10 protein-coding genes are annotated in these 16570 nt (G+C 70.7%); 2 read left to right on the forward strand and 8 right to left on the reverse strand.

What is annotated here, in order from left to right:
* Positions 1–6 precede the first annotated feature (6 nt).
* Genes OG842_RS03005 through OG842_RS03035 form a run of 7 tightly spaced genes read right to left on the reverse strand, consistent with a single transcriptional unit; the run spans position 7 to position 11581 of the window.
* Complete coding sequence (locus OG842_RS03005; RefSeq protein WP_266727177.1) at positions 7–2277, reverse strand: M20/M25/M40 family metallo-hydrolase; 2271 nt, start codon at positions 2275–2277, stop codon at positions 7–9.
* Entirely contained in the window at positions 2274–4028 is a 1755-nt protein-coding gene (locus OG842_RS03010; RefSeq protein WP_266727179.1) for a non-ribosomal peptide synthetase, read from the reverse strand. Before OG842_RS03010 ends, OG842_RS03005 begins: the two co-directional genes overlap by 4 nt.
* Positions 4025–7357 (reverse strand): amino acid adenylation domain-containing protein, encoded by a 3333-nt coding sequence (locus OG842_RS03015; protein ID WP_266727181.1) that lies wholly within the window; start codon positions 7355–7357, stop codon positions 4025–4027. The genes OG842_RS03010 and OG842_RS03015 overlap by 4 nt, the downstream gene beginning before the upstream one ends.
* Positions 7354–8169: a class I SAM-dependent methyltransferase gene (locus tag OG842_RS03020; protein WP_266727183.1), complete on the reverse strand. Its 816-nt coding sequence runs from the start codon at positions 8167–8169 to the stop codon at positions 7354–7356. The genes OG842_RS03015 and OG842_RS03020 overlap by 4 nt, the downstream gene beginning before the upstream one ends.
* An 11-nt stretch (positions 8170–8180) precedes the next feature.
* On the reverse strand, positions 8181–9254 hold the full coding sequence (locus tag OG842_RS03025; protein ID WP_266727185.1) for an ornithine cyclodeaminase family protein: 1074 nt from the start codon (positions 9252–9254) through the stop codon (positions 8181–8183).
* A gap of 60 nt (positions 9255–9314) precedes the next feature.
* Positions 9315–10544, reverse strand: a complete 1230-nt coding sequence (locus OG842_RS03030) for an MFS transporter (protein WP_266727187.1) — start codon at positions 10542–10544, stop codon at positions 9315–9317.
* A 2-nt stretch (positions 10545–10546) separates the two neighbouring features.
* Complete coding sequence (locus tag OG842_RS03035) at positions 10547–11581, reverse strand: pyridoxal-phosphate dependent enzyme (protein WP_266727189.1); 1035 nt, start codon at positions 11579–11581, stop codon at positions 10547–10549.
* A 493-nt stretch (positions 11582–12074) separates the two neighbouring features.
* Here OG842_RS03035 and OG842_RS03040 point away from each other — a divergent pair, with 493 nt between their 5' ends.
* The gene (locus OG842_RS03040; RefSeq protein ID WP_328512078.1) at positions 12075–14105 is read left to right on the forward strand and encodes a transglycosylase domain-containing protein; all 2031 of its coding nucleotides are present in this window, start codon (positions 12075–12077) and stop codon (positions 14103–14105) included.
* 11 nt (positions 14106–14116) lie between these two features.
* Positions 14117–15403 (forward strand): hypothetical protein, encoded by a 1287-nt coding sequence (locus OG842_RS03045; protein ID WP_266727192.1) that lies wholly within the window; start codon positions 14117–14119, stop codon positions 15401–15403.
* A 78-nt stretch (positions 15404–15481) separates the two neighbouring features.
* Here the strand turns inward: OG842_RS03045 and OG842_RS03050 are convergent, their stop codons facing one another.
* A complete protein-coding gene (locus OG842_RS03050; protein WP_266727193.1) occupies positions 15482–16519 on the reverse strand; it encodes an ABC transporter substrate-binding protein in 1038 nt (345 codons plus the stop codon).
* Between the last annotated feature and the right edge of the window lie 51 nt (positions 16520–16570).

Raw genomic sequence — 16570 nt, forward strand, 5'->3', positions numbered from 1 at the left:
AGGGGCTCAGGCCCGCGTCCGCAGTCCGGCCAGGAGTTGGTAGACGGTCTCGGTGCCCTGTCGCAGTGCTTCGACGCCGATGTGTTCGTCCGTGCCGTGCATGCGCTTGAGCATGTCCCGGTTCACGGTGAACGGGTACATGCCGTACACGGGTACGTTCTGTTCCCGGAACGGCACCGCGCTGGTGACCGCCTCGAACTGGCAGGCGGTGGCCCGTACTCCGGGGTGGGTCCGGCGTACAGCGCTCTGCCAGGCGCGGAAGACGTCCGTGTCGTAGTCGGAGTCGGGTGTGGCCAGATAGCCGCGCAATCGGTCCAGGGCCTGCCGCTCGCTCTCGCCCGGATTTCCGACCACACTCAGAGTCGCCCGGTTACCGATCAGCGAGCGGAGCTCGGCGACGATGCGTCCGGGGTCATCGGCCCCCGGCAGGAAGGCCGCCCGGAACTCCGCGGTCGCGGTGCCCGGCACGATGCTCGGGTAGTAGCCGGACTGGGCGGAGGTGAAGGCGAGCGTGGTCCGCAGCATCGCGTTGTGCAGCTCCGGGGTCTCGCTGAGCCGCACCACCGCTTCCCCCGCCCGGTCCCGCCGCTGGTCCGTGCGGGCCGCCAGCATCTCCCGGAGCGCCTCGGCGAACGGCCGGTCGGTGGTGGCCTCGGCCAGTTCGGCGAAGTACTGCCGGGACAGCGCGTTCGGGCGGATGTGGGCACGCCACCCCCCGAGTTGGTCGAGCACCTCGCCCAGCCGGATCACCGCCTGTCCGCTGAACGGCTTGGAGGTGTGGGTGGCGTACGACGCGGTCTCCAGGCGCAGCAGCAGGGAGCGCTTGTCGTTGCAGGTGAGCGAGGCGATCATGGGCGTGGTGCCGTCGCGCTGGTTGAGTACCCAGCCGCCCTCGGTGATGACCGCGCCCGCCGCCACCTTGCCCGGGTGTTCCGTGAGGAACCAGCGCACGCCGTAGGGGCCCTGTTCCTCGTCGCAGTCGGACCAGAGGACGATGTCGCGGTCGAAGGCCGCTCCCTCGCGGACATGGCGCAGCAGAGCGGCGACGAAGGCGGCGTTGACGCCCTTCATGTCCAGCGAGCCGCGACCATACAGTTTGCCGTCCTTGATCTCCGCGGCGAAGGGGTCCGTCTCCCATCTGTCGCCGATGGCGGGTACCACGTCGGAGTGGCCGAGCAGGATCAGGGGCTTCTTCGTGATCGGTCCGCTGCCGGGTACGCGGGCGAAGAAGTGGACGTTGCCGTCCTTCGGAGTGGGCACGATCTCGGTTCCGACTCCGGCATCCCGGAAGATGCCCTGGAGCATCCGGGCGAACGGCAGGGTGACCGCGCCGTCGCCGGGGTTGCTGGTGTTCTGGCGGATCATGGCGACGGCCAGGGCCACGGGGTCGGTGGGATCGCCGTCGAAGGAGGCTCCGGCCGTCCCCGTCGGCGCGTCGGCCCGCGCCGCAGGTGACGCCGATGCCACCGCGCCGAGGCCCAGCACCGTGGACGCGACGGCCGTCGCGCCGGCACCGAGCACGGAACGCCGTGACGGCCGAATTCCGGGAAGTCCGTCGAGGCAGGCGGAGATGACCGCGGCAGGATTCTCCTGGTGGGCGTAATGACCGCCCCCGACGGACTTCAGGGTGCATTCGCCCCGGGTCCACTCGGCCCAGCGGCGCACGGTGACCTCGGGCACGTGCGGGTCGTCGGTGGCCCACACCGCACGCAACTCGACCTGCGGAACGGTCCCCCGCCGGCCGTCGTACCGGGCGGCCAGCCGCAGATCGGCGATGACGGGAGGCAGCAGCACCTCCTCGAACTCGGGGTCCGCAAGCAGCTCCGGGTCGGTCAGTCCGGTTCCGGCGACGAAGGCGCGGGCGTCCTCGACGGTCACGTCCTCGCCTCGGCCGTGGAAGTCGCCGGGGCACTGCCCGGCAACGGCGCACAGCCGCGTGACGGGCACCCCGGCGTCGAGCAGCCGGCGGCAGGTCTCGTACGCCAGCAGGGCGCCGAGGCTGACTCCGATCAGTACCAGCCGTCGCCCGCCCAGCAGTTCGCGTGTCCCGGCCGCCACCGCGTCGGCGTAGGCGGCCATGTCGGTGACGGGCTCCTCGTCGACGCGGGTCCCGCGGCCCGGCGGTGCGACGAACGCGAGGGTGGTGTCCTCGGGAGTCAGGCCCCGCCAGCTCGCGAACGTCGAGCCGTGGGCGCCGGTGGGTGCGAAGCAGACGGCGAGGGTACCTGTGGCGGAGCCCTGCTGCTCGCCCGGCACTGTCAGCCATGGGTCGTTCATTTCTGCTCCTCCTGCTGGATCTCGCGGCACAGGGCGGCGATCGCGGTGACGGTGGGTGCGCCGAGGATGCGGCGCAGCGGCACGCGGCGGCCCGCCGTCGCCGCCAGCCGGTTGGCGAGCCGGACGGCGAGCAGGGAGTGGCCTCCGGCGTCGAAGAAGTTCTGGTCCGCCGATGCGGGCGGTGTGCCGAGCAGTTCCTGCCAGAGCGCGGCGACTGCGGTCTCGGTGGCGTCGGACGGGGTGAATCCGGCCACCCGTTCCTGACCGATGCCTGCCACGAGTGTGCCCAGGGCGGTGCGGTCCAGCTTGCCGTTGGTGCTCAGCGGGAGCCGTGGGACCTGCTGGATGCGGGCGGGCACCATGTAGTCGGGCAGCCGGTCGCGCAGATACGCGCGCAGTGCGGCGGCGCCGGTCTCCTCGTCGGCGGTGACACAGGCGACGATGCGTGTTTCGCCGTCCTCGGTCTCCGCGTAGGCCCCCGCGTCGGTGACGTCCGGTGCCTTGCGCAGGGTGGCCTCGATCTCCTCCAGCTCGACGCGGTAGCCGCGCACCTTGACCTGGTTGTCGGCGCGTCCGGTGATCTCCAGCACGGAGTCGGGGAGTTGACGGCCACGGTCGCCGGTGCGGTAGTGCAGGACTCCGGCGTCATCGGTGGTGAAGCGGTCCTCGCCGTCGCCGCCGACATAGCCGAGGGCGAGTGGTGGTCCGGAGACCCACACCTCGCCGGTCACACCGGCCGGGAGGCGTCGGCCGAGCCGGTCACGGACCGTGAGCGAGGCGCCCGCCACGGGGCTGCCCACGGGGACGCGTTCGGCGTCGGCGGGCAGCCGGACGGTGTCGTAGGCGGCGACGTTGGAGGCGGTCTCCGTCATGCCGTACAGGTTGAGCAGGATGGTGTCGGGCCAGACCTCGCGGAAGCGCAGGACGGTTTCCACGGGCAGGGTGTCGGCGCCGCTGGTGACCAGCACCGGGCGGTGCCCGTCGGGGCGTCCGGCGCACTCCTGGAGCAGTCCGGCGATCAGCTGCGGGGTCAGGAAGAGATGGGTGATCCGTTCCTGCTCGACGGCGGCGGCGAAGAGCACCGGATCGAGGAGTTCATCGGTGGCGAGCACGACGGACGGGACGCCCTTGAGCAGTCCGCCCAGCAGTTCCCAGGGCGAGGCGACCAGTGCCAGTGACTTCTGGACGGCGAGCACCGCGTTCTCGGGGAACGGGTGGTCCTGCCACATCCACTCCAGCCGGCCACGGACCGAACGGTGGCTGATGCGTACGCCCTTGGGGTTTCCGGTGGTCCCCGAGGTGTAGACGATGTGGAACAGTGCGTCCTCGTCGGGCTTCTGCTCGGGGGCCTGGTGCAGCGGGCCCTCGGCCAGGGGTGCCAGTGTGACGCGGGGGGCGTCCAGGGTGGGGAACTGGTCGAGTCCGGGCTCGGCCAGCACGCAGTGCGGCCCGGTCTCCTCCACCATCCGGCGCTGCCGTCGCACGGGTATCGCGGGGTCCAGCCCGAGGTAGGCGGCGCCGGTCTTCAGTACGGCGAGGACGCCCGCGACGGCGGCGGGCCCGCGCTGGGCGGCGAGTGCCACCAGCGAGCCCGGGCCGGTGCCCTTGGCGGTGAGCCGGGCGGCCAGCCGGCCGCTCCATTCGTCGAGTTCGCGGTAGGTGACGCTGGTGCCGGTGTGGCGCAGGGCGACGGCCCGGGGGTGGGCCGCCACCTGCTCGGCGAAGCGTTCCAGCAGGGTCGGCGTGGTCATCGGTGATCGTCTCCGGGCAGCAGATCGAGGGAGCGAACGGTGGTGTGCTCGGCACGCTCCGGGTCGGTGAGGGCCCGGAGCGCGATCAGGGTGGATTCCAGTACGTTGCGGGCGGCCGGCGCGTCGAGCAGCTCCCGCTGGTAGGCGTACTGGAGGAGCAGTCGGCCGGGGCCGTGCGGCTGGACGTACAAAGCGCAGTCGTACTTGGTGTAGCCGGTGTCCAGTTCGACGAAGCGGAACCGGACGTCCGACGCCGTGGTGGCGCGCGCCGGGTAGGGCAGCATGTTGAGCATGGTCTGGAAGACCGGGGTCGCCGATGAGCTCCGCGAGGCGGCCGGAAGCCGCCGTAACGTCCAGCCGAAGGGGTGCTCGGCCGCGGCATAGGCGTCGTACACCGTCTCCCTCACCTGTGCGGTGAACTCCGCGAGGGTGACGGCCGGGTCGATGTCCAGGCGCAGTGGCAGCATGGCGAGCACGAAGGCGGGCACATCGGCGGTCTCCGGACGCTCCCGCCCCGCCATCGGGGCGCCGATGATCACGTCGTCGGTGTCGCTGTAGTAGCTCAGGGCCAGTGCATAGGCGGCCAGCAGCGGTACGAACTCGGTGGCGGACGCGGCCAGCGCGGTGTCGCGCAGCCGCCGGGACAGCCGCTCGTCGAGGACCGCCTCGGTGATCTCGCCCCGATAGGTGGGTGCGGCGGGCCGCTGCTTCTGTGCGATCTGGAGGACCGGAAGCCCGCCCGCGAGCCGCCGCAGCCAGTACTCCCCCGCCGCGGCCACCTCCTCGGTGGCCAGCCGCTCGGTGAGGTGGTCGAGATAGCGGTCGTAGCGGGTGGCGCGTTCGGGGTCGGGCCCGGCGGGCCGCTGTTCGTAGAGTTCGGCCAGGCGCTGGAACAGCACGGTCGCTCCCCAGCCGTCGAGGAGCAGTTCATGCATGGTGACAAGGAGCCGGTGCTGCCCGTCGGGCAACCGGAACAGACTGGTCCGCAGGGCCGGTTCGGTGAGCAGGTCGAAGGGCCGGGCCGCCTCCTCGGCGGCCGTCGCGCGAAATGCTTCCGCGGTGACGTCCCGGGCGCTGCCGGGCAGCGGCACCTCCCAGTGCGGGTACTGGTGCACCACCTCGTGCACCCCTTCCTGCGCCGCGTCCTGCCCGTCCGCCCCGTCTGTCCCGTCGTTCTCCGCGAATCGGGCGAGGAGCAGTGGATTCTCGGCGAGCAGCAGCTGCCAGGCCCGGGCCAGCCTTGCCACGTCGAGGAGTCCGTCGAGTTCCAGGGAACCCTGGTAGCTGTAGTAGGGGCTGAGCGGGTCGAGCCGCCAGTGGAAGTACACGCCGGTCTGCTGCGGGGTGAGCGGCCGGGTGCGCGGTGCGCCGTCCCGCACCGCCTCCGTGCGGGCACCGGGCGCGGGCCTCCGTTCCTTGCCGAGCGCGGCGAGCGCGGCGGGGCTGCCGTCGCGCAGCACGTCACGCAGGCCGGCGGCCGATCCCGTCCCGCGAAGGGCGGCGACCAGCCGCATGGCCAGCAGCGAATCGCCGCCCAGCTCCAGGAACCTGTCGTTCCTGCCGACCCGTCCGGTGCCGAGGAGCCCGGCGACGACGTCCGCGATCGCGGTCTCCGCCGCGCCGCGCGGCGGGGCGTACGGGCGCGTGTCGGGGCGGCTGCGGCGCGGTGGTGCGGGCAGGGCCTTGTAGTCCGTCTTGCCGTTGCGGGTGAGCGGGAGCCGGGGCAGGACGACAAAGGTGTGCGGCACCATGGGAGCAGGGAGCCGGCCGCTCAGATGGGCGCGCAGTGATTCCTCCGTCGGCTCGTCGCCGGAGGCGGCGACATACGCGACTAGCCGGGGTGGCTGCGCCGCCACCGGAGTGTGTGCGCTCTCCCGGGCGACCAGGGCTCCGGTGTCGTCGGGGGTGTGGACGGTGACGGCGCAGGCGGCGATCCGGGGGTGGTCGCCCAGCACCGCCTCGATCTCGGCGAGCTCCATGCGTACGCCGCCGAGCTTCACCTGCCGGTCCACCCGGCCCAGGTACTCCAGTTGGCCGTCCGGCAGTGCGCGTACGGCGTCCCCGGTGCGGTAGAGGCGTCCGCCACCGGTGCCGAACGGGTCGGTGAAGAAGGCGAGAGCGGTGCGCTCCGGGTCACCGAGGTAGCCACGGCCCACGACGAGTCCCCCGACGAACAGCTCCCCCGTCTCCCCGTGCGCACAGGCATGCCACTGCCCGTTCTCCTCGCGCAGTACGTACAGTTCGGCGTTCCCGATGGGCGAGCCGATCGGCAGATGGCGTACTCCGGCGGCCGGAGGACCGAGTTCGGCATGGGTGACGTCGTCCGAACACTCGGTGGGGCCGTACGCGTTGAGCAGCCGGATGCCCGGCATGGTGTAGTGCCACCGCCGGGCCAGAGCGGGTGGCAGTTCCTCGCCGGTGGCGATCATCCAGCGCAGCGCGCCGGGCCGGATTCCCGCGCTCTCCTGGGCGTCGAGCAGGAAGCGGATCAGTGTGGGTACGGTCTCCAGCACCGTGGTGCCGCATCCGCGCAACGCCTCCAGCAGCAGGGCGCCGTCCTGTGCCTGCTCGTCGGCGAAGATCTGGACCCGGCCGCCGACGAGCAGCGGGGCGAGCATCTGCCATACGGAGATGTCGAAGCTCAGCGGCGCGGTCTGGGCCAGTCGGTCGTCCGCGGTCAGCCCCAGATCGTCGATCTTGGCCCAGAGGTGGTTGAGCATTCCGCGGTGCTCGACGATCGCGGCCTTGGGCCGGCCGGTCGACCCCGAGGTGTAGAGGACGTAGCGCACCTCGTCCGGGCCGGGCGACAGGGTCCGGGTGTACGAGGCATCGGCCGGTTCCGGTGTGGTGGTGGGTACGCCGGCCGCGCGGGCGCCCTTGACCAGTTCCCCGGTGTCCGTCGGCGCGCCGGTGGTCAGCATCAGTGCCGCGCCGCTGTCGGTGAGCAGGGATTCGACGCGTGCGGCGGGCCAGCTCGCATCGACCGGCAGGTAGACGGCGCCCAGCAGCTCCAGGGCGAGGAAGGCCGTGACGACGTCGGCGCCGCGCCGCCCGCCGACCGCGACGATCTGCCCCCGAGAGATCCCGGCGGCCGCCAGCTGCGCGGCGGTGCGGCGCATCCGGTCGGCCAACCGGCCGTATCCGAGGGACTCTTCGCCGTCCTCGACGGCGGTCCGGTGGGGGTGTGCGGCCGCGAACCGCTCGACGTAGGCATGGACCCCTTCCCCCAGTTCGTACGGTTCGTGGCGGGTGAGTGCCGCGGCGACGGCGCGCTCGCGCGCCCCGTCGGCCAGCGGAAGGCGGGGGTAGTACTCGGGCAGGCCGGTCACCGGCCCGCCTGCTTCTCGGCGATGACCAGCAGGTACTCGACCGGTACGCCCGTGCCTCGCTCGTCCGTGGTGTGGAATCCCTCGGTCATCTCGACCATTTCCGCTCGCAGTTCCTTCCATCGCGAGGGCGGCGAAATGGTGTTCCTCGCCGCGATGCAGGGGCCGAAGCAGTTCTCGAAGAAGGTGACCAGGTCCTCGGCCGCGGCGAACGGGTAGAAGAGTTCCCGGCGTTCGGAGGTGACCGTGAAGCCGGGGCCGAGGAGTTCGGCGAGGTAGTCCGGCGATCCCCACAGCATGGGCTGTCCCTGATGGCCGTTGGGCGAGGGGAAGTAGGCGGAGAGGATCTCCTGGAAGTGCGCGGTCCAGCTGCGCGCCGTCCAGTTGCACATGCCGATGCGGCCGCCGGGCCGCAGTACCCGGGCCATCTCCCCGCTCGACGCGGCGTGGTCGGGCGCGAACTGGATCCCGTAGGTGGAGGTCACCAGGTCGAACGAGGCGTCGGTGAAGGGGAGTTCCTGGGCATCGCCCCGTCGCAGCTCCACCTGGACGCCTGCCTGGGCGAACCGTTCGCGTGCGTCGGGGAAGAACTCGTCGGTCAGGTCCAGCCCGGTGACGACGCAGCCGCGCAGGGCGGACAGCAGCGCGACGTTGCCGTTGCCGGTGGCGACATCGAGATGGGCGGTGTCCGGCGCGGGGGCCAGCCGGTCGACCAGCTCGACGGCGCCCGGCCGCAGCAGATCGGCGACGTGCCGGTACTCGCCGTACGACCACATGGTCCGGTTGATCTCCTGGATGTTCTGATCGATCGTCATGCGAATCCCCCTCAGAGCGTGAGCCGGGCGCCGAGACCGGCGGCTTCGGCGCGGGCGTGGATGCGGTCGGCCACGGCGACGTCGAGGATCGACATCCCGAACGGGTTGCTGATCACGATGTCGTCCTGGCCGCGGCGGCCCGGGTGCCGCCCGGCGAGCACATCGCCGAGCGTGCCGTCGACGCGGCGGGCACCGGGCCGGGCGGTCACTCCTTCCCGCGGGGTGCCGTCGGGGCCGAGCAGGGTGCCTGCCCGGTGCATCCGGCCGAGCAGCCGTCGCGGGTCGTCACGGACCAGGCTCCAGTCGTCGACGATCACCGTGTCGGCCGAGAGCACGGCCGCTTCGGTGAGGTCGTCCAGCGAGACATGGCAGACGAGCGCGCCGGGCAGCAGCCAGTCGGGGTCGATGTACCCCTGGGTCACCGTGGTGACGGGCACGACGAGTTCGGCGCCCCGTACCGCCTCGCGCGGTCCGTCGGCGACCACCGTCTCGATGTCCGCCGCACCCGGCAGCGAGGCGATGTGGTGGGCGACGGACTTCGCACGGTCGGGCGCCACGTCGTACAGCGTGATGCGGCGCAGGGTGGGCACGGTACGCAGCAGCAGCGCGATGTGCGCCTGGGCGAGGGCGCCGCAGCCGAGGAGTGCCAGCCCGCGCGGTTCCGGCACCGCCAGATGGCGCACGGCGAGCGCGGTCACCGCCGCGGTGCGCATCGCGCTGATGTAGGCGGCCTCCATCAGGGCGAGGGGGCGGGCGGTCTCCGGATCGAGGAGCAGGGTGAAGCCCTGGGAGCGGGGTATGCCGCGCCCTGGGTTGCCGATCGAGGCGTTGATGGTCTTCATGCCGATGACCGGCGGCCGCCCCTCCTTGACGAGTGCGCCGGGCATGGCCAGCAGCCTGGCCGAGTCGCCCTGCGGGGTGGTCCAGCCCAGGTATGCCTCCTCGGGAAGCTCGGACCGACCGGCGGAGTGCAGCCTGAGCGCCTCGGCCACCGTCGCCACGATGTCCACGTCGCGGGCGGCCTCGATGACGTCCGCGCGGGTCAGATAGCGGAAGTGGCTGTCGGGGTATTGCTCGAAGTCCATGACGGGCGGGGCTCCTTGGCGAGAGGGGTCGGTTGCGGTGGGGACGGCGCGGGAGCGGCTTCAGCCGCCGGGGGTGTGTGCCGCGCGGAGCATCACGAAGGGGACGAACGCACCCAGCAGCAGTACGCCGGCGAGTGCGATCCAGCCGGCCGTGCCGAGGGCTAGGACGACGCCGGTCATCAGCACCGGGCCCGCGACCCGGTTGGCCACCGTGCGGCTGGTGTTGAACAGCACCAGGTAGGCGCTGCGCGCCCCTTCCGGTGCCAGGTCGAAGGAGAGCGTCCACGAGGCGCCGACCTGCAGCAGCTCGGCGAACGTCAGGAGGACGACGGCCGAGCCGAGCACCAGCAGTGCCTCTCGCGCCCCGAATCCGGGCGCGGCGGCGAAGGCCAGGGCGCCGCAGCTGAGCAGCAGGGCCGCACCCGCGTAGGAGAGCCAGGCCCGGCGCGTGGTGCTGTAGCAGCGGTTGAGGGGGTACTGGAGGGCGATGCACAGCACGGTGTTGACGGCGTACAGGATGCCCACATAGCGCTCCGGCACATCCGTCTCGGTGACCAGCCACAGCGGGAAGGCCACATTGAGCACCGGCATCCAGAGCGACACCAGTGCGTTGTACGCGGTGAAGCCGAGCAGTCGGCGGTCCTTGAGCAGATCCGCCACCCGGGCGCTCGCGACCGCCGTCGCCGTCTTCTCCTCCCGCCGCGCGGTGGCGTACACGGCGGCCACCGCCACGTAGGCGACCGCGCCACCGACCAGCAGCGGCCTGAATGCTCCCGGCGCGCCGGAGCCCAGGGCGACTCCGGCGATCAGCCCACCAAGGCTGATACCGAGGTTGACGACGGTGCGCTGCACGGCCATGACCTTCGCGCGCAGGTTCTCCGGGGCGCGCGCGCCGACGTACGACTGGACCAGTGGGGGTGAGGACTGCTCGGTGACGGCGATGACGGCGACCACGAGCAGAAAACTCCACCAACCGTCCACCCAGAGGTAGCCGACGGTGGCCAGTGCGCGCAGCAGCATCACACCGATCAGCACCGGCTTCGGCCCGAAGCGCCCGGCCAGCCGGGCGATGGGCACGGCGGCGGCGATGGCGACCACCCCGCCGATGGTCAGACCGGTGCCGACGGACGAGGTACTGAGATGGGCGACCTTGACGAAGTAGATGGTCGAGACGGCGAGGAAGAGGCCCGTGCCGGTCCATTCGATCAGCGTGGCGCCCTGCACCAGTGGCAGGTACTGCCGGTGGCCGGGGCGGGTCCGCTGCCGGTCAAGGGTGGTGCTGGTGCCCATGTTCAGTGCTCCTGGTGCTTTCGGTCGAAGAAGAGTCCTTCGCTGCGCAGTCGTTGCACGGCGGCGGTGATCTCCTTGGCGACGCCCTGTTCGGTCGCCCAGTTGTCGCAGTAGAGGGTGTCCCGGTATTTGGCGCCGCCGTCCGCGGCCAGGCAGACCGCGAGCCGGCCGTCCGTCCCGGCCTCCTCCTGATCGGTCAGCATCGCGCGCACGGCGCAACCGCTGGAGCCGCCGAGTGCGAGCCCGATGTCCTCGGCGATGATCCGGCAGACGGCGATCGCCTCGATGTCGTCGACGTGCACCGCGCGGTGGTAGCTGTGCGGCGCCTTCAGGAAGACGGACGGGCGGCTGGCTCCGATGCCCGGGACCAGGCGCCGTCCGCCGCTGCCCGAGACAGCCAGTGAGCCGCGTACGTCCACGGCGACCGCGGCGACGTCGGGCCGGTGCTCGCGCAGATGGGCGCTGATGCCCGCGAGGGTGCCGCCGGTGGAGACCGGTATGTACACCGCGCCGAGCTCCGGTCCCGCCTGCGCGGTGAGTTCGGGTCCGGTGGTGAGCCGGTGGATGTGGGGCGCGGCCCAGTTCTCGTACTGGTCGGGCCAGCGGTATCCGGGGTTGTCCGCACACAGCTCGCGCACCCGGCGCAACCGGCTCAGCAGGTAGCCGCCCAGGCCGTCGGGTTCGTCGACGACGATCACCCGCGCTCCGCTGTCCGCGAGCCCGCGGCGGGTGGCGTGCGGGGTCTTGATATCGACCACGGCGAGGAAGTCGCAGCCGAGCGTCGGCAGCAGCCTGGCCAGGGCGAGGCCCAGGTTGCCCGAGGTGGATTCGACCACCACGGTGCCCGGGGTGAGCGGCCGTTCGTCGTGCAGCGCCCGTAACAGTCCTACGGCGCTGCGGTCCTTCACCGATCCGGTGGGGCCGTGTTCTTCGAGTTTCAGGCCCAGACGCCGCACCCGACCCCGGTGGGTGACGTCCAGGCGGAGTAAGGGTGTTGTGCTGAGGGCCCGCGCCAGGACGGGATTGACACGCGACACTGCTTCTCCCTGTGCGATGCGTCGTTCGACGATGGCGATGGGTCGACCGGCCGGCCCGGCTGCGTGCTCTCAGACCTTAGGCAGGTGGCCCCAGGTGTCACCACGACACTCTCACGCCCGCGTGTCACCGTTGGCCGGGAACGGCGCTTGACGTTCCCCTCGCTCTCGTCCCCCGGCCGCTGCCGGGCCCGGTGAAGTCGCGGTACCTGTCCGGTGTTCCGGCGGGGTCGGCGCGCGAGAAGAATCGAATTGGCCGGTTCGGCACCGGGGGGCCCGGACCACCGGGCGGTTGCCATGACGGGGTGAGCCGCCCGGCACCACCTCTCCCGGGGGCCTGTTATCTTTACGTGACTTCGCGACAGAACTCTCGGTCATGCTTTGGCCTTTGATCTGTTGGCGTCGATGTGCCGACGTGTGGCGACGGACGTTCAATGACCACTGCACGGGCACGGTCGCGGACCGCGGCCGGCCCGGCCTGTCCTGGCTGGACGAAATGACACAGCACAACAGATTCAGCAGGGCGGCGCTGGCCGCACGAGCGGTGCTGATCCCGGGGACGGGGCGCCGGAAGCAGACGAAGCGCCCGATCGCCCGCCGGCTGCGCACACCGGACTACCCACGCGCGGGACGGCGCGGCTGGCGAAGATGGATTCCCTCGTGGCGGCTGGGCCTGGGCTCGGTCCTGATGTTCACCGCGACCCTGGCGACCGTGGTGGGCATCGCCTACGCCCGTACGGACATACCGGAGGACCTCAACGCCTTCGCCACCCAGCAGGACACCGTCTACTACTGGGCCGACGGCACGCCGATGGCCCGGACCGGCTGGGTGAGCCGCCAGGAGATGCCCCTGTCGAAGATCCCCGACCATGTCCGATGGGCCGTACTGGCGGCGGAGAACGCCGACTTCTACTCCGACCACGGCATATCGACGCAAGGGATCACCCGTGCGCTGTGGCGCACCGTCAGCGACGGTGACACCCAGGGCGGGTCCACCATCACCCAGCAGTACGTGAAGAACGTCTATCTGTCGCAGGACCAGTCCTTCTCGCGGAAGTTCACCGAGATGCTGCTGGCGGTCAAGCTGGACCGCCGCCTGAGCAAGGACAAGATCCTTCAGGAGTACCTGAACACCAGCTGGTTCGGCCGTGGCACCTACGGTCTCCAACGTGCCTCGCAGGCCTACTACGGCAAGGAGGTCACCCAGCTCAACGCCAGCGAGGGCGCCTTCCTCGCCTCCTTGCTCAAGGGTGCCTCGCTGTACGACCCGGCCGTCAATCCCCGCAACCGTGAACGGGCCGTCGAACGGTGGCGGTGGACGCTGGACCGCATGGTGGAGATCGGCAGGCTGAGCCCGGCCGAACGGGCCACGTACACCACCTTCCCCGAGCCGAAGCCCCCGCACCGGCCCAACAGCGCGGGCGGGCAGGACGGTTATCTCGTACAGCTCGCCGAGTCGTACGCCAAGCGGGCCGGCCACATCTCCGACGCACGCTTCGACCTCGGCGGCTACCAGATCTACACGACGTTCGAGAAACCGCGGATGACCGCCCTCGCCCGAGCCGTCCGTGACGCGCGCGACAAGCTCGATCCCAAGCAGCGCAAGGCCGACCGGTTCGTCCGGTTCGGCGCCTCGACCGTCGCCCCGGACGGGCGGATCCTCGCGGTGTACGGCGGACCGGACTTCGAGCGGCAGGCGTTCAACGAATCCAACGCGGGTACCGTCCCGGCCGGTTCGGCGTTCACCCCCTTCGTCTACGCCGCCGGCCTCCAGCACGGTGTGACGCACGAACGCAACGGCCCGCGCTCCACCGTCACACCGTCGACCGAGTACGACGGCGACGACGACATTCCCGTCATGACGCCCGAAGGCCCCTACTGGGACCGGAGCGGCAAGATGGTCAAGGGCAACAACGACGGCGACAAGTCCTTCGGCCGGATCAGCCTGCACGAGGCCATGACGAAGTCCGCGAACTCCCCCTTCCTCCAACTCGGCATGGACACGGGCCTGAAGCTGGTCCGCAGCACCGCCGAGTCATCGGGGCTGCTCCCCGCCAGTTTCGGCCCGCCCGTCCCGGCGTTCGCGATGGGCAACTCCACTCCCAGCGCCATCCGGATGGCCGACGCGTACGGAACGTTCGCGGCCCGCGGCGTGCACACCGATCCGTACTCGGTCCGCAAGGTCACCCGCAACGGCGAGCCGGTCCGGCTCGACCTGCCGCGGCCCAGGCGCGCCGTACGGTCCGACGTCGCCGACGCGATCACCAGATCGCTCACCCGGCCCGGCATGAGGGGGGTCGCCCTGGCCGCGCCGGTCGCCGCCAAGGCCGGAACCACCGAGGACGACACCGCGCGCTGGTACGTCGGATACGGCCCGGCCGCGTCCACCGCCGTCGTCGTCTACCGCATGGACCTGGCCAAGAGCCTCGCGCCGCTGCCTCTCAAGGGGCTGGCCGGTGGCCCCGAGGACGACGGGAAGCTCCCGGCACAGATCTGGAACACATACACGGAAGCCACGACGAAGTGACGGATAACAGAGTGAAGTCCACCGCACACCGAATACGGGCCCGGCTCACGCCCCGCATCGTCCTGGGGCTCGCGGCATGTCTCGTGGTGTCGGGCTCCGCGGCCCTCGTCCCGCTGCTGTCCGACGATGCCTCGGACGCCCGGACCCCGCAGGAGGGCACGCGCACCGTCGCCGCGCCGACGCCGACCGCCCGGGAGCACCGCGGGGGCGGTGGAAGCACCGAGGAGGAGGAGTGGGACGGAAAGGTCAAGATCCTGGGGGACGGCTCCACGTCCTACACCGGTCCGCAGCCGGGCCAGTTGAAGGCCGAGCGGCTCAAGCCGGGTGAACGGCCGCCGCAGTTCGTGGTGTTCTCGTGGGACGGGGCGCTGGAGGGCGACGACCAGATGTTCTCCCGGTTCCGCCGTGCGGCGAAGGAGAGCAACGCGCACATGACGTTCTTCCTCACCGGCATCTATCTGCTCCCGAAGGAGAAGCGGGACCTCTACCGGCCGCCCCAGCACAAGGCCGGCGCCGCCGCGATCTCGTACCCGACACGCGAGCACATCCGGATGACGCTGGAGCAGCTCGGCGGTGCCTGGAAGGAGGGCAACGAGATCGGGTCGCATTTCAACGGCCACTTCTGCGAGAAGAAGGGCGGTGGGGACTGGAGCAAGGACGAGTGGATCAGCGAGATCGGCCAGTTCTACTCCTTCGTGCAGAACTGGAAGACGAACACCGGCTTCAAGGACCTCGATCCGCTCCCCTTCGACCCCACCCGTGAGGTCGTCGGCGGGCGGGCACCGTGCCTGGAGGGCCAGAAGAACCTGCTGTCGGCGTCCAAGCCGTTCGGCTGGCGTTACGACGCGAGCTCCCCCGGCGACTTCCAGATCTGGCCGTCCAAGAAGAACGGCATCTGGGACCTCCCGCTGCAGATGCTGCCGTTCCCCGGCAAGGACTTCCAGGTGCTGTCCATGGACTTCAACTTCCTCTACAACCAGTCCGAGGGCAGCACCGAGGGCGATCCCGCGAAGTACCAGACGTGGCGCAAGGAGGCGCGGAACGCGTACGTGGCGGGGTTCGACCGGGTCTTCCACGGCAGTCGCGCACCGCTGTTCATCGGGAACCACTTCGAGGACTGGAACGGCGGGATCTACATGGACGCCGCCGAGGACACGATGCGGGAGGTCTGCCCCCGCAAGGAGGTCCGCTGTGTGTCCTTCCGTGAACTGACCGACTGGCTCGACGCGCAGGACCCCAAGGTCCTCGCGCAGTGGCGGACCCTCGACCCCGCCCAGCCCCCGAACTGGAAGCAGTAGCCGGCGCACCCCGGCGGCGCGGCTCCGGTTTCCGGGAGCCGCGCCGCCAGGGTGTGCGCGTGCCGTGGGCGGCGGCGGTCAGTTCGCCTTCTCGACGAACTCGGTCGTGTAAGTCTTGGCGAGGTCCACCTCGGCGTTCTTCAGGTTCGGGTTGAAGGCCTTCAGGACCCGCTCGACGGTGGCGGGGCCGTCCGCGGGCATGACGCCGTCCTTGGTGAACATGGGCAGTGTGCTCTTGATCGCCTGCGCGTACAGGGCCTTGCCGCCGCCCTGGGCGTAGTCGGCGGGCATCTTCGCGGCGATCTCGTCGGCGCTGTGCGTGGACATCCACTTCAGCGTCCTGACGAAGGCGTTGGCCAGCTTCTGGACCGTCTTCTTGTGGCTGTTGACCCACTCGGTCTGCATGTAGAGGCTGGACGACGGGTAGAGCCCGCCGAGCGCCTGCCTGGAGCCCTCGGGGGTCCGCATGTCGATGAGGATCTTGCCGAGCTTCTTGTCCAGGATGGTGGCGACCGTGGGGTCGGTGGTCATGCCGCCCTCGATGGAACCCTGCTGGAGGGCGGAGATGAACGTCTGTCCGGCTCCGACGGCCACGGGTGTGAATTCGCTGGTCTTCACACCGTTGCTCACGGCGAGGTACTTCGTCAGGAAGTCGGTCGAGGAGCCGATGCCCGTGACACCGAGCTTCTTGCCCTTGAAGTCCTTCGCCGAACGGACCTCCCCCGCCGCCTTGTTGGACACGATCTCGACCTCGCCGGGGGCCTGGGAGAACTGGACGACCGACTCGACCTGCTTGCCCTTCACCTGGAGGTCGAGGGTGTGGTCGTAGAAGCCCACCGTGCCCTGGACGTCTCCGGAGACCAGTGCCGTCTCGGCCTGGACGCCGGCGGGCTCGGTCAGGAGCTGGACCGACACCCCCTCGTCCTTGAAGTAGCCGAGCCGCTCGGTCAACATCGCGGGCAGGTAGATGACCTTGTCCAGGCCGCCGACCATGATCTTGACCTTGTCGTTCTTGTCGCCGGAGGCCGAGGTGGAGTCGCCGCCACAGGCGGTGAGGCTGGTCAGGGCGAGTACGCCGACGACGGCGAGGGCCGGGATCCGGGTGGATGCACGCATCTGATTCACGTCCTTGTGAAGAAACATTCGGGAACAGTCGTGGTGACGGGG

The sequence above is a fragment of the Streptomyces sp. NBC_00376 genome (genome assembly GCF_036077095.1).
Classification (GTDB): Bacteria; Actinomycetota; Actinomycetes; order Streptomycetales; family Streptomycetaceae; genus Streptomyces.